General features: G+C 50.6%; 17 protein-coding genes. 2 read left to right on the top strand and 15 right to left on the bottom strand.

What is annotated here, in order from left to right; all coding sequences use genetic code 11:
- Window positions 1–83 precede the first annotated feature (83 nt).
- On the top strand, window positions 84–1,670 hold the full coding sequence (locus tag IEX98_RS10875) for a helix-turn-helix domain-containing protein (protein WP_188889097.1): 1,587 nt from the start codon (window positions 84–86) through the stop codon (window positions 1,668–1,670).
- 70 nt (window positions 1,671–1,740) lie between these two features.
- Here IEX98_RS10875 and IEX98_RS10880 read toward each other — a convergent pair whose 3' ends face one another.
- The 5 genes from IEX98_RS10880 to IEX98_RS10900 all read right to left on the bottom strand — a co-directional run bounded on the left by IEX98_RS10880 (window position 1,741) and on the right by IEX98_RS10900 (window position 8,522).
- Window positions 1,741–2,550, bottom strand: coding sequence for a (2Fe-2S)-binding protein (locus IEX98_RS10880; RefSeq protein ID WP_188889100.1), 810 nt, complete (start codon window positions 2,548–2,550; stop codon window positions 1,741–1,743).
- A 97-nt stretch (window positions 2,551–2,647) separates the two neighbouring features.
- Window positions 2,648–4,120, bottom strand: coding sequence for a PAS domain S-box protein (locus tag IEX98_RS10885; RefSeq protein ID WP_229692107.1), 1,473 nt, complete (start codon window positions 4,118–4,120; stop codon window positions 2,648–2,650).
- A 212-nt stretch (window positions 4,121–4,332) separates the two neighbouring features.
- Window positions 4,333–5,457: a hypothetical protein gene (locus tag IEX98_RS10890; RefSeq protein WP_188889104.1), complete on the bottom strand. Its 1,125-nt coding sequence runs from the start codon at window positions 5,455–5,457 to the stop codon at window positions 4,333–4,335.
- 99 nt (window positions 5,458–5,556) lie between these two features.
- Window positions 5,557–6,840 carry a family 43 glycosylhydrolase gene (locus tag IEX98_RS10895; RefSeq protein WP_188889106.1) on the bottom strand — a complete coding sequence of 428 codons (1,284 nt, stop codon included), beginning with the start codon at window positions 6,838–6,840 and terminating at the stop codon, window positions 5,557–5,559.
- 149 nt (window positions 6,841–6,989) lie between these two features.
- Complete coding sequence (locus IEX98_RS10900; protein WP_188889108.1) at window positions 6,990–8,522, bottom strand: serine hydrolase domain-containing protein; 1,533 nt, start codon at window positions 8,520–8,522, stop codon at window positions 6,990–6,992.
- 173 nt (window positions 8,523–8,695) lie between these two features.
- Here IEX98_RS10900 and IEX98_RS10905 point away from each other — a divergent pair, with 173 nt between their 5' ends.
- On the top strand, window positions 8,696–8,992 hold the full coding sequence (locus tag IEX98_RS10905; protein WP_188889109.1) for a hypothetical protein: 297 nt from the start codon (window positions 8,696–8,698) through the stop codon (window positions 8,990–8,992).
- A 483-nt stretch (window positions 8,993–9,475) separates the two neighbouring features.
- Here IEX98_RS10905 and IEX98_RS10910 read toward each other — a convergent pair whose 3' ends face one another.
- The 10 genes from IEX98_RS10910 to IEX98_RS10955 form a co-directional block, all read right to left on the bottom strand.
- Entirely contained in the window at window positions 9,476–10,012 is a 537-nt protein-coding gene (locus tag IEX98_RS10910; protein ID WP_188889112.1) for an RNA polymerase sigma factor, read from the bottom strand.
- Window positions 10,009–10,734: an N-acetylmuramoyl-L-alanine amidase family protein gene (locus IEX98_RS10915; RefSeq protein WP_188889114.1), complete on the bottom strand. Its 726-nt coding sequence runs from the start codon at window positions 10,732–10,734 to the stop codon at window positions 10,009–10,011. Before IEX98_RS10915 ends, IEX98_RS10910 begins: the two co-directional genes overlap by 4 nt.
- A gap of 178 nt (window positions 10,735–10,912) precedes the next feature.
- Window positions 10,913–12,070, bottom strand: coding sequence for an efflux RND transporter periplasmic adaptor subunit (locus IEX98_RS10920; RefSeq protein WP_188889115.1), 1,158 nt, complete (start codon window positions 12,068–12,070; stop codon window positions 10,913–10,915).
- Between the two features lie 16 nt (window positions 12,071–12,086).
- The gene (locus IEX98_RS10925; protein ID WP_188889117.1) at window positions 12,087–12,959 is read right to left on the bottom strand and encodes a carbohydrate ABC transporter permease; all 873 of its coding nucleotides are present in this window, start codon (window positions 12,957–12,959) and stop codon (window positions 12,087–12,089) included.
- A 17-nt stretch (window positions 12,960–12,976) separates the two neighbouring features.
- On the bottom strand, window positions 12,977–13,858 hold the full coding sequence (locus IEX98_RS10930; protein ID WP_188889119.1) for a carbohydrate ABC transporter permease: 882 nt from the start codon (window positions 13,856–13,858) through the stop codon (window positions 12,977–12,979).
- Window positions 13,851–15,281: an ABC transporter substrate-binding protein gene (locus tag IEX98_RS10935; protein ID WP_229692091.1), complete on the bottom strand. Its 1,431-nt coding sequence runs from the start codon at window positions 15,279–15,281 to the stop codon at window positions 13,851–13,853. Before IEX98_RS10935 ends, IEX98_RS10930 begins: the two co-directional genes overlap by 8 nt.
- A gap of 153 nt (window positions 15,282–15,434) precedes the next feature.
- Entirely contained in the window at window positions 15,435–16,598 is a 1,164-nt protein-coding gene (locus IEX98_RS10940) for a WD40 repeat domain-containing protein (protein ID WP_188889121.1), read from the bottom strand.
- Complete coding sequence (locus IEX98_RS10945; RefSeq protein WP_229692092.1) at window positions 16,588–18,063, bottom strand: sensor histidine kinase; 1,476 nt, start codon at window positions 18,061–18,063, stop codon at window positions 16,588–16,590. The genes IEX98_RS10940 and IEX98_RS10945 overlap by 11 nt, the downstream gene beginning before the upstream one ends.
- Before the next feature lie 2 nt (window positions 18,064–18,065).
- Window positions 18,066–18,764, bottom strand: a complete 699-nt coding sequence (locus IEX98_RS10950; protein WP_188889123.1) for a response regulator transcription factor — start codon at window positions 18,762–18,764, stop codon at window positions 18,066–18,068.
- Between the two features lie 156 nt (window positions 18,765–18,920).
- Window positions 18,921–19,136 carry a cold-shock protein gene (locus tag IEX98_RS10955; RefSeq protein ID WP_188889126.1) on the bottom strand — a complete coding sequence of 72 codons (216 nt, stop codon included), beginning with the start codon at window positions 19,134–19,136 and terminating at the stop codon, window positions 18,921–18,923.
- Window positions 19,137–19,148 lie beyond the last annotated feature (12 nt).

Here is a 19,148-nt window from a genome sequence, read left to right on the forward strand (position 1 = left end):
TTGAAAAAACAATCTTTGCAGAGAATAGTTCTTCGACAATCGTCGGGGAACTCTTTTCTGTTTTTAGCAGGAGGCGACTGCCCATGATCTCATGGATGTATGTATGGAGGGACTCGCTATGCTTCACGTGCGAGGGCATGTCTGCACAAGTGGAAAAGAAGCCGGACCGTTATGCCCTCGTCATTGCTGCCGAAGGCGGCGGTCATCTCTGGATCAATGAAACCGAATATACGCTGGCTAGAGGAAGATGCTTCATCGTTAAGCCAGGCGAGGCTATGCGTATTGCCAACCGTTCTGATGACCAGACCTTTGTCCATATCATTGAGTTCGATATTTTGCCAACCCATATAGACGCTGGTGGTCCAAACAGCACCACTCCTGACAGTTTGCCCGAAGGGGCCATTCAGCCGCGTCCCTTTTCCCGGATCCTTCAATTGGCACAAGCGCTGTATGATCACCGCAAAAGACTCAACGAGCGAGAGGAATACGAGAATCACCTCTGGTTCCAAGAGCTTGTCTACAAATTAATGAAAGCTGCGGACGAGAATAAGGAGCTGCAGGCGATACAAGCTGTCGAGCAAGCCATCCAACAGATGCGGGATTCGCTGAATGATGACTTTACGCTGGGACAATTAGCGGAGAACGCGGGCTTGTCGCCGCGCCATTTTTCCCGGATATTCCGTACGCTTACGAATAAGAGTCCCATCGACTACCTCATCGAGCAACGAATGAGCAAGGCGAAGCAGCTGCTTCTAGATTCCAAGGACACAATTCACGAAATCGCCAGCTCCATCGGCTTCCGGGACCCGTTCCATTTCAGCCGCAGCTTCAAGCAGCATACGGGTGTATCTCCCCGGCTTTATGTACACATGCGCAAACAGCCGCCGCGAGTCGCTTCACTGCAGTTTTTAGGCGAGATGCTCGCACTCGGCATTAAGCCTGTAGGGGCGCCCAGCCAATTGCTCACCAGCCGCTATTATCAAACGCATATTGAGGGAATCGAGATTGTCGGCAGTACCGTGGTCACCCCGCATCTGGAGAAGCTGAACGAGCTGAAGCCCGATGTCATCGTAACCTTCGACGGCTATCATTACTCCGAATATTCCAAAATCGCGCCTACGCTGGATGTATCTTGGTCACTCCCGTTCTTTGAGCGCTTTCGTTATATTGCACAGTGGATTGGCCGTTCCGATGAAGCCGAGCAATGGATGGACCGCTACCGCATCATCACGGAACAATCCAGAGATCTTCTGACTCATTCCGGTCATGAGAAGGAAACGGTATCCTTCTTCTGGCTGCGCGGACTCCCTGAACAGATTGAAGTCTATTACGACGTCGGTGTCCTGTACCGGGACTTGGCTTGCCAGGCGCCGCCCGCCATCGCCGCTGCTCAAGCCCGTGAGGGTCATCCGTTCAAAGAACGCATCCATGCATCCGAACTTCCCTTGTACGCTGGCGATCACATGTTTGTCGTCGTGTCGCCCGATCCGGAATCGGAAGCCAAATTTCGAGAGCTCCAGAATACCCCAATGTGGCAGGAGCTTCCCGCCATCCAGAACAAAACCTGCTACAGGCTGACTGAGGATTGGCTGCGAGAAGATCCCGTCTCGATGATGGGACAGTTGGTTGATGCTGCAAACACGATTCGCAGATCCGCATATTCGCTTTAAAGGAGAGCAAAAAAAGAGGTATCCCGATCCATCGGAGATACCTCTTTCCTTTTCAACGCCTGCCTATTGGCTAAGCCCCAGCGCCCGCGCGTTCCAGCATGGCACATGCCCGCTCCTCTCTTTCCGCAGCCGTCATGCGAGGACAGGTATAGCATTTGACGCCATTCTCCCGCCGGTCGTACATACAGCAAGAAGATTGAATCTGCCATTTCTCATCCGCATTCAACGGATTCTCGATATACCGGGGCTGATGCACGAACGGATTGCGCCTGCGCTTGAACCATTCCGGCCCTATCTGTTCGGCCAACGTACGGCTGTCTTCTTCGAACTTGCGGAGCACGTCTGCCCGCGGTTCATGTTCGCTCAGGAAGTCTTTCAACAGCGTGAGTTGACCGCCAAACTGCTGCCAGATCGCCTCTGCCTTCAAGCCTGCTCCAGCAGCTATCGCTTCGACCGAAGGCGTAATAAATTGTGCAAAGAAGGATTGCCAATGTGCAATCCAGAACGCTTGACGCTCAGCCGGTGATGATGGAATCGGAACCGAGCGCAGCTCCATAATTTTATAACCAAGATGCGTATGGTCGTCGTGCATTTCGATCTGATAAATGAGATTGTCCGGCGACAAATCGATCAGCCGGTCATATTGAGCAGCAAACAGCAGTTGAATTAAACTAAGCTTGCATAGCGAGCTGCCAATGAAAGAACCAGGAAGCGCATTCGATATCGCTTGAACCGTTTGACCGCTGGTCTGCAGTGCTGTATTCAAGTCATCCGGATTGATAAAGCGAGTCACCGGAAGCTCGTAGATAGGATGGTCTGCACCTTCCGGAGAGATATGATAATACATTTTGACGACTGTGAAATCGAATTGCGTGTCCACTTGCGCTCCCCCGTCCTATTGCCGTTTCTGTTAAATCCTACGGATCTGCTTTTCCTGAGGGGCATTCGGCTTGCTTCTTGCTTTGCTTCTGCCCATGCTATTGACGCACAGGCAGCCCGAGAATGACCCGAGTTCCCTTGCCCAGCTCACTTTCAAACTTCAAGAAGCCTTTGTGATGTTCCATAATATTGAGGCACATCATGAGACCAAGCCCCGTTCCTTTTTCTTTGGTGGAATAGAACGGCTCTGTAAGCTTGGCAAGCTGGGCGGGCGTCATTCCCTCTCCCTGATCAATCACTTCTACCTGTATGCCGTCTTCATTGGGCTGAACAGCCCGGACCGTAATTTGTCCGCCTTGATCCATCGCTTCAATCGCATTTTTCACCACATTAATAAACACCTGCTTGATCTGATTGTCATCGCATTCAATAACCGGGTTGTCAATAAATTCTGTCACGATCTCGATGCTCTTCATCACGGCCTGCGTTTGCAGCAAGGCGATAGCATATTCAATAATGGCGCTGACTTCGGTTTTGATGACACGATCATTATGAGGCTTGGCCACACCGAGCATTTCATTTAGAATGAGCTCAATCCGATTAAATTCATCATTCATTATTTCAAAATAATGCTTGCTCTCGATGTTCGCCTTCAGCTCAATCAGCTTGGTGAATCCTTTGAGCGACGTGAGCGGATTGCGAATCTCATGGGCAACGCCGGCAGCCAATTGACCAATCATCGACAAAGCTTCCGAACGGTTCAAAGAGGATTGCGCCGATCTTAGCTGACTGATATCTTTTATTACGACGCCGTAAGTCGTTATTGTCTTGGTTAGAGGTGTTATGGATACCAGCATAGGCAGCTTTCTGCCTTCCTTGGTGACCCCTTCTACTTCGAAATTGCGAATCACACTGTCCCTCATAAACTGCTCCGTCAGCTTTATTTTCATTTCCTCGGAGACGATGGGGATATTGTAATAAGATATATTCTGCAGTTCCTTAAAGCTGTAACCAAAAATCGTCTCGACGGATTTATTCATTTTGATCAAAGATCCGCTTTCATCAAAAAACGCAATGCCATCCGAGTTGTTCTGAATGAAAATGTCCAGCTCTTCCTGATTGGCGATAAGCCGCTCCTGATCCTGCTTCTGCGCCGTGCGGTCGGCTACGACAATAATCCAGCTGTCAATCTGATTACGATCGTTGTAAAAAGGGGTGACAGACAGCATGATATTCAGCTGTACACCCGATTTCGTCGCGCGGACACACTCAATGGACGACAGCGATTCGCCGCGCATAACCATTTCATGCAAGGTCACCAGCTGCCGCAGTTCTTCCTCTGGAAGGAACGCGCAATTGAAGGCCGACTTTCCCTCAACCTCCTGCTTGCTGTACCCCAACATCTTTACAAATGCCGGGTTCACGCGTGTAATGACACCTGAGATGTCCAGCACCAGGATCGCGTCAAAATTGTTATCGATAAAAGAATGCAATCTCCGTCGCGCGGATCGCGCGGATCGAAACAAGAAATACATAACCGTCAAACAGGCAAGAAGTCCCGACGCATACATCCAAAACAAGTTAAGATCCCACCCCGTCTTTAGGATATAACTCCCTTTAACCGGCCAGCAGTAATACATAGTGTATGTCAATTTCTACATATTCCGTTCGATTCCTTCTGCCTCTCGTCTTTTGCACTATATTTAATGGGTATGAGCAATTTTTAATGCCAATTTGAGAAAAAACCGCATGGAGATTACTCTCGATGCGGTTAATTGCTGGCCTATTCGCCCGGGGTCTGTTCCCCCTCCAACAAGCGTATTTCCGTATGCGCCGTTTCTCGTCCGTTGACCAGAAGCGTAATGCGATGCAACCCGGGATAATGACGTCTCGTCGTCAGATCCGCCCATTTATGCGTCCGTTCGCCCGTAAGCCGGGAGCCTCCTGGCACCGTTTTATCCGACCATAGAAATAGCTTCCGCGACGTCTTGCCCTTTGATTTCACGAAGTCGATGCCGTATTCGATGCGAATACGGACCGGATCACCGTCGCGGATCTGAAGCACATAAGCCAGTTCATTGCTTTCGCCAATGCGAATCTCTTCCCGATCGGTGAAAATAGTTGCTTGTACGGTAAGCGATGATTCCTCCGAAGACTCTGAGTACCCAAACAACGCCAGTGCTTCAGGGATAGCCTTCCGGACCAGCGTCCGGCAGCCGTGGCGAATAATCCAATCCGTATGGGGATCATGGCCTTGCCAGCGGCGGGCAGTCTCAAGTACGAGTCCAGGGTGGTCCTTGGCAATATCATTCAAATTATTCGCTACGCTTTTCCTTACATAAAGCGACGGATCGGCCTTCAAGGTCTCCAAGATCGGCAGGATCGGTGACGGATCCTGCTTGAAGAGCGGGAGTGCCTGTCCCCATGGCAAGCGGGGACGGCAGCCTTCGCTTGCCAGACGCCTGACATGCTCGTTGGGATGCTCCGACCAGATTGCCATCTGCTGCATTCCTTTCTCCGGATTGTGAATGAGGAACCACCTAATGGCAAATTCAGCGGAAGAGCTTTGCGTGAATTTTTCCAAAGCATTCATGGATAGCTCCCAATGCTCGTCCGCTCCACCGTAAACCTCTACAAAATCAGGGAAAAACAAGTATGGAAAACCGGTACATGTACCGTATAACTTCAATAATACCTGCAGCGCATCCTCATACCGTTCTGGCAAGTAACGCCCCAGTATAGTAGAAATCCGCCGCGTCCTTCCTTTCAACTCAAGGCCATCCCAGCTCTCATCCATTACTTCGGTGACAAAGCCGGTCGCATCGAATGAAGGGTGTACATGTTTAACCTTATTTCCAAAGCCTTCTAGAAAGGCCTGATTATAAATGTCCTTTAAGGGTTCCGCCATTGTGAATCTCCTCTTTCCGCTAGACTCTTCTATAAGCTAAGTATACAACAAACCCCGGCCTTCTTGCGGCCGGGGTTTCGTCATTTCTTGCTTTTGCTTCTAGTCTTCGAAAGAGCTCACAGCGATGCTGGCGATGCGCAGCTCACCATTGCCGCCGGCAAGCTTAACGCTATTGATGGCACCTGCTTTGAAAGGAACCGTAATGTTGGTAATTCCCGTGTAATCGGACAGACTTCCAGTTGACAACGCGTTCAGCAAGGAGAAGTCCTCGCCATTAACCGTCAGATTGAGCTTAGCCAGACGCTCTGCCGTTGCATAGCGAATTTCGATTGAGGTTCTTCCGCCGCCCAAGCCGTCCAATTGATCAAATTGGCAGTACGCGCCTTCTCCGTCCAAAGACCCGATTACGACATTGCCTTGATCGTCAGGCTGAAGAGCTGCCCCTCCGCCCACGGCGGCTTGTTTGGCCTCATAAACGATCCGGTTCGGATTAGCTGCAGGACTTGGTCCAACCGGCTTAATTCCGCCTTCTTTCGTTTGCACGACAGTCTGGATTGTACCGTCTTCATTGAAATGCAAATAGTCGATGCAGACACTTCTTAGATTGCCTTGATTGGAGATCTCCTGGTTATGATAGAACAAATACCATTGCCCCTTAAATTCCGCAACAGAGCCATGGGAAGTCGAACAGCCGGTTGGCTCCAGGAACACGCCTTTATACGTCCAAGGACCAAGCGGGTTGTCACTGATCGCGTAACGCATCTGGTTTAGACCGTCCAGATTATCCGAATACGTCAGATAATAAATGCCGTTTCTTTTGAATACCCAAGTCGCTTCGTGAAAATCCTCCAGGCCTTCCATTTCGATGGCTTCGTTCTTCATCGACATCATATCGTCGTTCAGCTCGCCGCCCGCGCATTTGCTGCCGCCGCCATAATACATATAGGCACGGTTGTCATCGTCAACGAAGACGCAAGGATCAATCATCGCAAAGCCGCCAAGCCCTGTAATATAGCCTTGATCGGTAAATTCGCTCGCTGGCTTTTTGCTTGTCGCAACGCCAATCTTCCAAGTATCATTCCAGGCGGTACCGCTTGGATGCGGGTAGTAGAAATAATACGTGCCGTTCCGGTAGGCAGCGTCCGGCGCCCACATGAAGCCGCCCTCCGGCCGGCCCCAAGATACGTCGTCAGAACGCAAAATTTCACCTTCGTCTACCCAGTTGACCATATCTTCGGAAGAGAACACATGATAGCGATCCATCAAGTCGCAGCCTCTGGCCGGGTCCATATCGTGAGAGGCATATATGTACACCTTTCCATCCTCCCATACGTGGGCGGACGGGTCAGCTGTAAAAATCGAAGTAATAATCGGGTTTTTCATATCGTTATAAACCTCCAATAACCTGCATTCCGGACGGATGCGTCCGGTCGTTTTAGCATAACCGGATTTAGAAGCAATAACTATGAGGCGATATTAACGTATACAGGCGATATTTATCGTATTTAAGCGGCAACCGGCAAAAACCCGGCCTATTGGGGCCGGGCAGCTGATGATGCTGTATTTCGCAACGAGCCGATCAGCAGGATTAGCCTGGATATACCAAAAGCTAGAAGCATAATGGATGCGATGAGAAGAAGGTGGCTGATGCCCGGAAGAAAAGCGAGCATGATTTCCCATGTCAGTTGAAGCAGTTGCGGCGCCACAAATAGCAGAAATAGCGGAAGTGCCAAATGCAGAAGACCAATCGAGAGCGAGTGTAAAATAATTGAGCGCCGCTCTGGCCGTGCATCTCTTTTCCAACGCACCGTTACATAAATGGAACGAAGAACAAACAAGACCACTAGCAATGACACGACGCGGATCAGCCAGTCAGTTCCGTTTTCGGAAGGAATGGCCGGCGGCTCTTCTCCGTTAAGAATACTGCGGATGCCCTCTGTGATGACACTCACCGATGAGCCGTTTTTATTGAGCAGCAATACGATACCGGTGTCACCGTCGATTAGCATATTGGAGCTGAAATTTTCCACGCCTCCATCATGTGTAATGGTATGGTCGACAGCAATCCAGCCCATTCCGTACTTGGCACCCTTCTCCATCGGTGCGCCGTCTTTCCCGTGCATGAGATGCGCGCTTGGCTCCGCTACGACACGCTTCTCGTTATAAACACCGTTATTCATTTGCGCAATTAAATAATGAGCCATATCCTCTGCGCTCGACATGATGTAACCCGAAGGCACATCAACCGGACGCTCCGGCGGATTGGCCGTCTTCACCCAGCCGAAAATCGACTGATGCCCTTGCGACAAGCCGTTTTGCTCAGCCTGTGCTCTCGAAGTAAAGCTATGATCCATACTTAACGGTGTGAATATATGCTTCTGTACATATTCACCATAAGATTGTCCGGATACGGCCTGAACGAGCGCCCCCAATACATTATAGTTCGCATTGGAATATTCGAACTTGGCACCGGGAGCTCCTCTGAGCTTCATATCTTTCAATGTAGCCGGGTATTGTTTGATAGATAGGTCCGAGCCGTTCAGCTTTAGTCCAGCAATCGTCGGAAAGCCGCTCGTTTGGTTTAACAGCTGACGGACGGTAATAGCTGCTGCGCCTTGGGCATTAGCTGCCGTAAAATCGGGTAAATACGATTGAACTGGCGTATCCAAATCGATCTTTCCCTCATCAGCCAGCTGCATAACTGCCAGCGCCGTGAACGATTTGCTCGTCGAGCCGAGAATGAACGGTGTCTGTGGCGTTACCGCCGTCCCGCTCGCATCGGCTTTCCCATAGCCTTTTGTGTAAATGTCCCCGTTCTTGCTGACGATTCCGACCGCCGCTCCCGGTATATCAAGCCTGTCAATCGCCGTCTCCATAAAACGGTCGATTTCCTCGTAGTTTTCTTGCTTCATCAAGGTCGCAGTCGAATGATTAGAGCTCGATTGGGACGCCAACGCTAGTGCTGCACGCTCCGGTACGAGACCATAACTAACAAATCCTGCGGCTATTGTGCATAACAGCACCGACATGCAAAAGGCTTGCCTCGTTTTTGATCTTATCATCATTATGGATTCACCTATTTCCTTATCGTTCACCTGACTCTAATTATAAAGGCTATAGGCAGGACGAAAACGGCCGCGGGGTTGAGGGGGACACTAGACCTTGGTCGGGTGAAGTATGACCATTATGGTTTAGAGCGGTCTCCTTTTACCCATGCTGGCTAATGAGGTGAAAGAGAATGACGATAATCATCGGTATCCTATTGGCGGTGGCGTCCTTTGCAGCAGGCTGGATCGGATACCGCAGCGCAATTGCCCGTATGGTGCTTGGCGTACTAGCGTCCATTGCCCTATTTCTGGCTTCGACGGTGATCGGATCGGCGGCGACCCGCACGATCATGGACGATACGATCTTCATGACGGAAATCCACTCCGTGCTGCAATCCGCCACTTTTTTGACAAGCGTTGCTTATTTAATGGTGTATGGGCTGTCGAGAATCGCCCTTCAGGCCGTTCAGCCAAACTCCAAACGCTAGCAGCATAGTTGAATAATTTGGGCTCTGGCTCCAAGCAGCTAATCTGGCGTCATGGCACCATTCGATGGTTCGCGCACGGTACCAGTCTGACTCGCTTAGAGGCTCCAGTTACAATAGAGAATCAAGCATCAAAATGTAAAAATACAGTTTGTTGCCCTTGAATACAGCCCAAAACCACCATCAAAATGCAAATCTGCAGGTGAATTCGGCCAAATCAGCCTTTTCAGGTCATAACCAGCCAATCAAAATGCACTTTTGCATTTTGAGCCCTATATAGGGCGATTTCAACAAGATCAAAATGTACTTTTACATTTTGAATCCCAGGAAGCGGGGCGAGGCGGGAATTTTAGCGTATCCGATGGAGAGGTTCTCTCGTATACAGCGGTAAGGTCGACCACCAAAATGTGACTGAGATCCGCAATGCCGAAGACGACACCTGCGTACCTTTAGCGTTCCATGAATCCTCCCACTCCCTGCACTTCATCAAGCGTAACGATCAACTGCGGTCATTCCCGGTCCCGCTTCGCCAACGATTAAGCGCAGCTTTTTCTTGGCGCGATGCAGCTTGGATTTAACGGCGCTAACTGTTGTGTTCTGATACGCCGCAAGCTGTTCGTAAGTAAAGCCTTGCTCGTAAACCAGGAGCAGCGATTGCCTGTACTGGGGCTCCAGCGTATAAAGGAGCTCATGCAGCGCATTTTTTTCAGCTAAACTATCCGTCGCATCTTCAACAGAGCCTATACTTTCGATCAGATCATCTAGTATTTCGTTTCGTACTGCCCTTCTCCGGTAGTAGTCAATCGCTTTGTTCTTTGATATGGTTTTGATCCAGGCCGCTTTATTCTTTTGCTGTCGGATCGTATGAAGGTGGCTAAATACTTTGATGAACGTTTCCTGAACGACATCCTGAGCCATGTAGGAGTCATTGAGCACCTTGTAGGCCGTATAGTAGACGAGACTATAATATTGATGGTAGATACGATTAAACGCTTCTTCCTTGTCACGCTCCAGCACCATCATTCCACTCCTTTAAAATATTGCTTAAGCCCGTCCACAATAGCCTTTGCCGCTTTATTTTGTCCCGCTTCGCTCAGCAGCACTGCTTCCTCCGCTGTGTTCGTCAGATAGCCCGTCTCCACCAGAATGGCCGGCATCTCGCTGAGGGACAGCACCTTTAAGTGATTTTCCCGGACACCCCTATCCTCAAACCCCATCGCCTCCACCACCTTCTGGTGAATGGCCATTGCAAGCGGCAGACCATTTTCGTAACGATAGTAAGTTTCCGTGCCTGAAATATTGCCGCTCTCATAGGAATTGCCGTGGATCGAAAGCATAACATCCGCCTTCCAATCATTAGCCATCGCCGCGCGCTCATCCAATTCCACAAACGAATCATCCGTCCGGGTCATCCGAGGCTCAAACATCGGATCGTTGCGCAGCAAGTCATATACCTTTTGCGCGATGGCAAGGTTGCTGTTCTTCTCTTCAATGCCGCTCGATCCCGGCGCGCCAGGGTCTTTGCCCCCATGCCCAGCGTCGATCATAATTCTATAGCCATTATTAGATGAGGTTAGCCGGACACTTCCGGGCTCCTCCACGCTGCCGGAGAGCGCCTTGGTCATCATTTTGGAATCTCTCGTGTAATGGCCTACCAGAAAAATAACAGTTCCTATTATAACGACTAAAAATAGCGGCATTACCGCCATACTCGCTAGTCTTCTTGTTTTGTAACGTCGGTTCATGATAATCCTCCCTGAAGTAGAATCAATAATATAACTACCTCTTAGTTATAACGTCCGGAGATCACAACCACGTCTACAACTTGTCACCAATTTGTCTCTAAAACTAGCAAACTGGATCTACTAGAATCGTTAGCATAAAAAAACGGCCGGACCGTCTATACCAGTCCAACCGTTATATTCAATATCGTACACGCACCCCGTCGATAACAGGTTCGCTGCTGTTGACAATCACATTCTGCTGATCGAACAGACCTTGGCTGACGGCGGTCGTAGTCTCGTTAGCATCGGCGATTTCAATCGGCGTTCGCGCAACATAGTAGGCATTGCCAAGGGGGCCTTGGTGCTCTTCGACTGTGTACACATAGGCGCCATCGACGTCCTTATGGACTGCATCATTCGGTATCAGAATGGCGGCTGCGCTTTTCACTTTAGAAAGATTCAGTTCCACACGCTCCCCGCCTTTCAAGCCCTTGCCGTCGACAACAGCCAACGTAAGCAGAGTTGAAGAGACAGCCCCCTGCCCTTGTCCGCCTGCACCCGCACCGCCGCCGCCGAGATCACCAGCATTACCGCCTAGCGAATCGGACTTCATAGCAGCTACTCTGCCTTCGAGCATTCGCTGCTCCTCTCCGGTCAACTGCAGCTCCAGCAGATCGCCCTCGCTCAACAATTCGGCGATCGTTGAAGGAATCAGCATCTCGACCTGGAAGCCTTTAGCCGCGTTCGTCAATTGGATATCGGGAGCGCCCGAAGACCCCAAGCCCTCCGTCGCTCCAATCGCTGCAACCACTCCGTCAAACGGCGCAGTGAGACGCTGGTTCTCTGCCCTGCCTGCTTGCTGAAACTGTATGCGCTGCTTCTGATCAGCGATATCCAGCTTGGCCGTCTCGATCGCCAGTTTAGCGCTCAGCTTGGCGGATTCATCGCCGTCCGTAACCGCCAGGATATAGCTGTGCTCTAATCCTTCCATCGACAGTTGAAGCTTCTTCAAAGCAGACTGAGCTTCAGCGAGCTGTTGCTTTGCCTCAGAGTCGTCGTATTGGACAAGCGTCTGCCCTTTGCTCACCCGTTCCCCTTGCTTCACAAGCACATGTGCCACCTTCCAGCCTGCCGGATTGGCGAGCTCCTTCATCTCAGCCGGAACGACCGTCCCCGTGCCTTTAAAGGCATGAGCAAGCTCACCCCTATTCGCCTGAGCCGTATATACTTTAGGCAGCGTAAGCGCCTGCAGCGTATTGCCTGTCAGAGTCAAAACGATAAGCAATCCAAAAAACAGCGCTGCAAACCGGCGAATTTTCCGTTTTCGCGATTGTGCTGCCGTCTCATCCAAATCCACTATCATCACTCCCGTACTATCCTTTAATGCCCGACAGCTGCACCCCTTCGATAAAATAAGATTCCGCATACAGGAACAGCAGCACCATCGGCGTCATATAGAGCGCAGAGGCGGCGAAGCCTATGCCGCGCGCTTCCTTATCGATATAAGCGAGGTAAAGAGAAAGCGGCTGCATGGAAGCATCCTGCAAAAAAATGATCGGCTGCTCGATCATATTCCAGTAATCCACGAAGAGCAGAACCGTCAATGCGGCAAGCCCGGGCTTGGCCAGCGGCAATATAATGCGCGCAAAAATCGTCCATGACCCCGCGCCGTCGATTTTCGCCGCTTCGGTATAAGCAAACGGAATATGCGCCATAAATTGCCGCAGCATAAACACGCCAAACGCCCCGAAAATACCAGGTAAAATAATCGCTGCCCCGCTGTTCATCAAACCAAGCTTATCAACGACCATATAGTTCGGAACCAATGTCACTTGAAACGGCATCAGCATCGTCATCAGATAGAGCAGAAACAGCTTGTCCCGGCCGAAAAACCGCAGCTTGGCAAAAGCGTAGGCAGCGAGCGCAGCGACAGCCGTCTGCCCGGCAATAATCGGCACCACCAGTGCTGCGGAATTCCAGAACATTCGCAGAAACTTCGGAGCCAGCACGAGGATGTGCAAATATTGCTCCAGCGACAGCCAATCGGGCAGAACTTTCAAATTAACAAACTTGCCGCCTGCCGCAGCATCCGTCATCTGTCCAATCAGATCGTAATTCAATCCGATCTCCCGCTCCATCATCAGCGAGTTCGTAAACGTAAGCACGATGGGTACCAGCATGATCGCGGCCATCACCCCAAGCCAAATCGTTAGAACGAGCTTGGACATCCATCCCGGCCTCTTCATCTCGAATCCCCTTCCCGTCACTCCATATTGTCCCGAAACCGGCGCTCCGCCCTCAGCAATCCAGTCACAAAAAGGACAATGCAGCCGACCATCAGCGTAGCGGCCGCCGTCAGCTTCTGAATATCGAGTGAAAAAAACATATTGTTCATATAGTGCTGAAGCATATAAATGCGGTCATACGGATAATCGCCGGCTAGTAAATACGTCTCCCGAAATACTTTGAATGAGTTGATAATAGAAATCAGGATGACGAAGAACATCGTAGGCGTCAAATAAACGAGCGTAATATGAACCAGCTGACGCAACCGCCCCGCCCCTTCAATTCGGGCTGTTTCATAATAGTCTTGCGGAATCGACTGAAGACCAGCCAGAAACAAGATCATGTTATAGCCGATGTTTTTCCACAGATACATGATGACCAGGACGCCCATCGACCAATCGGACTGCAGCCAGTCAACCCGCTCTTTGCCCCAGTGATGCAGCCAAAGATTAAGCGTACCATTCCAGTCGGCGAAGATTTGCCAGATCATGACGATCGAAGCGACCGGTACGACTAATGGTAAAATAAAGGCCGTTCGCAGCCCGTTGCGGAAAAACAACGGCCGGTTCAGCAGCAGTGCAAGCGACAGCGACGCTGCGATTAGCAGCGGGACGCTAAGCCCGGTAAATAGCAGGGTATTCGCCGCCGCTTTGCGGAAGGAGCTGCTGGCTAGCAGTTCCTTGTAATTGTCAAAGCCGACAAACGAACCACCCAGAGTACGATCCGTGAACGATTCATAGACGCCCATAGCAAATGGGATGATGTAAAAGACCGCAAAGCCAATCAAGCTTGGCGCCAGAAAGAGCAGCGCCAGCATCCCCTCCCTGCGGAGCCAGCGCTGCAGCCGGTTCCTATTCATTGATATAAGTCGTCACTTTGTTCTGAATGAGCTTCGCCACAGCCTCCGCCGTTTTTTGCCCGCTGAAGAATGCCAAGGACTCGTTATAGATGATCTCTTCGACTTTGCTTGATTGATAAGCGACCTGATGAATCGCGCCATTGACATAACCCGTCAGCTGCTGAATTTTCGCATCGTCTACCGGAACTGATGCCCCGTGCAGCGGCCCCTCCTCATGCCCTTTGACCGAACCCATCTTCTTCAATTCCTCCAGCTGGTTGGCATAAGCCTTCTTATTAATTGGGAAGCCAGCGGACAACGGGGACGATGCGATCTCCTCCGACATCATAAACTTGATGAAATCCCAAGCCTCCTGCTTCACCTTCGAATTCGCATTTAGCCCGATCGTACGATACGAGCGGAAATAGCCTCCGGGAGATGTGTCCTTTGTATGCGGCTTGGCGTACAGACTCATATTTTTAGCGAGATAACCCTTTAAGGTAGTCAAATAATCGCCGGGAGAATTAATTTGCGTCGGGAAGAAATAGGGACGTTCTTGCCCGATAACGCCATCGTCGGCCATCGTTTTCACTTGCTTCATCATATCGGTGAAAGCGGCCGTCTCGAAATTCGCTTTGCCCTTCTTCACATCGATGAACGATGCGTAGTTATCCGTGACCATCATGGTCAAAATACTGCCAGGCATGCTGGCGATCACATTCGGATAATCGCCGTCCTTGACGAGCTTCTTCGCGATTTGCGCAAAATCATCCCATGACCATGACTTGTCATCGATTTGTACGCCAGCTTTCGCAATCGCGTCCACGTCCCCGGCAAAGCCCATCAGGAAGAAGGATAATGGCATGCCGTAAAGACCGCCTCCGACCCCCGCATTGTCCAAAATATTTGTGAAATAGTCGGCTCTATTAAAGCTCTTATCCTGCTCCATCATCGTATTAAAGTCAGCTAGCAGCCCGCGCTTCACGTAATCCTCAATCGGCAGCTTGTCCATCTCCAGCAAATCCGGCCCTTTGCCGGCTAGCATCGCCGTATTGGTCGTAGTGGCGAACTTCTCCAAGTCCGCTTCCACATGCGCGTTGTCCGTATCGATGTGCTGCAGCTTGATCTCGATATTCGGATGCAGCGCTTCATACTTTTTCTTCGCTTCCTCAAACTTGTCGTCTTGCCAGAAGGTCGAGAATACGATCGTCTTCTTCCCTATATCCGTCGTTGCCGTCTCTCCCTCTTGATCGCCTTTGCCCGGTTTGCCCGCCGGATCACCCGAACCGCTTGAGACGTTTCCGTTCCCGTTCCCGTTCCCGTTCCCGTTCCCATTCCCGGAAGAGCCTTCTGTATGGTTGCCCGATCCGTTGCCGCCGCTGCAAGCCGCAAGCGTAAAAACTAGAATCAGGCTGGTTAGTATACCCATCATTTTTTTCATCATAATAACCCCTTTCTGTCTAATCGCATCCCTATGGATTCGACTTCTTTACTTTAGGGGAATGATGTCATAAAAGAATCTTGGAGTTGTAAACAAGTTGTCACGAAACGCAAAAAAAACATCTTCCGCTGCCGGAAGATGTCTGCGAAATTGCCTTTATCGCTTGAAAGCAACGATAATGGACTGGTTATTGAAATTGTCATACAGCTCCACCTTTGGAGCAGCGGGCTGCGCGGCACTCACGCCGTCATAGGGCTTCCGTCCTTGAATGAAGAGCGCGCCGTTGTCTGGGCTCCAAGCCATCTGCGTGGCAACGAAGCCGCGATAAACCGATTTCTTATTCAACAGATTGTTGCCTTGCAGCTTCGCCACATCGATCGTCGCTTCCTCTGTCGTATAGGCAATGTATTGCCGGTCCTTGGACAATTCAAAGCTGCCCACCTGATCCAACAGCACAGATACGCCGCTATTGCGCCTGTCATACGTGAACAAGGTACCATCTGTACCGACAAAAGCGATCCGGTCCTTGTCGAGCCAATCGACCTGAAAGTTATCATGCAGCGTATGCTCGTATTCGCTGACGAACTGGCTGCCCTTCCATCTGCCTAACACGAAGCTCGTAAGCTTGCCTTTCTCCGCCTTCACAATCAAGGCGCTGCTGCCATCTTCGGACAGCTTGACGGAGTAAAAATAGGCGGTCTTATTCAAGTCGGGCATCGTATAGCTTTTCTTCGTCTGGCTCTCGGTATCGTACACATTGATCTCGGTCTCGCCCTGCTCCGACAAGGAGAAATAAGAAAGAAACCGGCTGTTGTCCGACCATGCCAACGCTCTTGGACCTTGCCTCGCCACGATATGCACTGTGTCCACCACATGAACCGTCACATCAGACAGGGAGACCAAAGAAAGTGAATATTGCCCGTCTTCCGTGTCAGGCTGATAGCTGAATCCTGCGAAATACCGGCCATCCGGCGACATTCCCGTTAAATCGGTCGTATAGAAATCTAGGCCCAGAAGCTTTTGCGGTTTCTCGTAGGGCGGAGCATATCGCTCAATCGTCTGATTTCCCTTATCTCCCCAGTACACTCGGACCAGCGACTCCGGTCCGCTCCAGCGAAACTCGCCGCCGCTTTTCTCGTGCATAGAGGGAAGCCGGTATATCGTACGAACCTCAAAAGCTTCTCCCCCCCGATCCTCAGGCACTTCTTCGGCGGTGTCCGGTATGATGATCGTCTCGGAGCGAAGCCTGCTCATACAGCCGGACAAAATCAGCAGCAATATGCCGAGACACAAGCCTATACGTATATGCTTAATGTTCATGCCATCTCTCCGCTTTCGTAAAAGGTAATTCCACGGTAACGGACGTTTCCCCGTTCTCGCTTCTCATTCCGATGCTTCCGCCGATATCATCCACGATCGATTTCGCAATGTTAAGACCAAGCCCAACGCTGCCTTGCTCCTTCACCCGGTTCTCGCCCAAGTAAAAGGGCTCGAAAATTTTAGCCAGCTGCTCAGGAGGGATCGTATCGCTTTGATTGGCAAATACAATAAGGACCGATTCGTGAATGGCGCTCGCTTGGACCGAAATTTCCGAATGGGCGCGGCCGTACTTGATGGCATTATCGACCAGATTGATGAACAGCTGCCGAAGCTTGTCCGGCTGTGCCGCAACGTACAGCCCGCCCTCCGCATGAAAATCGATGGTCTTCTTGTATCTTTGCGCCTTGAATGCCATCGATTCGCAAACATCCTTCAGCAAAGGCCCGATTTCGATCCGTCCTTTGTCATCCCAGCTGTCCTGCTCCTTGGAAGCTTCCAGCAGCGAGACGACCATCTCATGCAGCCGCTGGCTTTCCCCCACGATATGTTTCATTCCTTTGCGGAAAAACTCAGGATCACTTTCCCCGTTTTCTCTAATCAGCTCCGCATAGCCTAAAATCGAGGTCAGCGGCGTTTTCAGCTCATGCGTCACATTGTCGTAGAAATGCTTGCTTTGCAAATGCAGCTTTTCCAGCCGGTCGCGGTCGCGTTCAATCTTCCCGATCTGACTCCGCAATTGCTCAATCATGTCATTGAAGTTGCTTGCCAGCCGCCCGATCTCGTCGTTGCGCCGCATCGTCAGGCGGACATCGAGATTGCCCTTCGTCACCTCATTCGAGACATTAGCGAGCTTCGTTAACGGAATCGATATGTGGCGGGAAAGCAAATAGGAGAACAAGAAGGCAGCGCCAAAAATCGCAAGCGCAATATAAAAAATCGCATTCAAAATTTTTCCCGACTGCTCATAAAGCGAGCCAAACGTCTTGGAGTAGCGAAGAATGCCCACCTTCACGCCGTCAATAATGACGGGATAGGAATAGAGCACGGCTGCTGTCCCGCTGTCGTAGGAAATCGTATAAGCGGTAGAGCCGCGGATTGCCTGCTTCAGGTCATTATCAGAAGGACCCGCGAACACAGCCGGATCGGAGGCGTAAAGCAAGCTGCCGTCTATGGAATAGGCACTCACTTCGCTGGAGGTGGCATACAGCAGATCGCCGATCATTTCCTCCGCAATCTGGCCGAAGTAAACTTCATTATTCGTAAAATGATTAATCATAAACGCCTGACGGACATAGTTATTGCTTGTTTTTTTCAGCCCCAGCAAGTCATCCGTAATAATCTTCTGATTGCTTGTCTGAATAATGCTCGTGACCGTCTGGTTCAGCAGCAGAAAGGAGACTAGGAAAATCAGAAAAAAGCCGACGATGAATTTCGAGCGGATCGATCGCAGCTGAAATCGCATCATCGTTAATCGATGTCCTTCTCGAATTTGTAGCCAATGCCAAACACCGTCGTAATGAAATCATTGGCATCCAGCTTTTTACGAAGCCGCTGGATATGATTGTCGACCGTTCGCGTCTCCCCGACATAGTCGTAGCCCCAGACGAGCTCCAGCAGCTCTTCTCTCGTGAATATCCGGCCCCGGCTGCTGCAAAGCTTCACGAGCAGATCGAACTCCTTCGGCGTCATGTCGACCGTCTCCCCGGACTTCCTAACGAGCCGCTCATTGCGAATAATCTCAATGTTCTTGAAGCGAATGACTTCGTTCTCCGGCTCTTCGCTGCCGCTGCGGTTAGCCTGCGCCATACGGCGGAGAATGGTGCGAATCCGGGCGATCACCTCGCGCAAATCAAACGGCTTCGTAATATAGTCGTCGGCGCCAAACTCCAAGCCGAGTATTTTATCCGTAATATCAGACTTCGCTGTAATCATGAGAATGGGGATGTTATAGCTGGCGGTCACCTTCTTGCACACCTCAAGGCCGCTTTGATCGGGTAGCATCCAATCGAGCAGCAGAAAATCGGGACGGAACCGTTCCATTTCCCGCAGCCCTTCTGTACCGCTCGCCGCCGTCTGCGTCAGATAACCTTCTTTGGTTAAGCCGTATGCAAGAAGATCGGCAATCGCTTCCTCATCCTCGATTATAAGAATTTTAGTCTTCTCCATCCTGGTCCCCAATCTTCCCCTGACAATTTATTGGTATATAGCAACATCATAGCATGACCGCTTGCTATTTAGAAAATAGGTCCCGGAAAAAGCAAAAACCCGACCTCTTGCGGTCGGGTTTTACATAGTGAAGAAAATACGCGCTTGTGGCGCGTTTTATTTGTTTTTAAACCAGCTTGGGCTGGTATTCGTTACAGCAGTAAGCATTTTTTCGTTTTTAACCATGGGAGACTGGCATTGCGGACATACGGGAACCATATTGAACACAAAGTTATCCCTCATCCAACCTTTGCAATCCTCGCTCGAACAAGACCAAATGACAGTTAATTCTGTGGGAACATCTTCTAGATTCTTTTTCCGAGAATTGTACATGCGCGCATCCCT

This window comes from Paenibacillus radicis (ex Gao et al. 2016), from assembly GCF_014641555.1.
GTDB classification, from domain to species: Bacteria; Bacillota; Bacilli; order Paenibacillales; family Paenibacillaceae; genus Pristimantibacillus; species Pristimantibacillus radicis.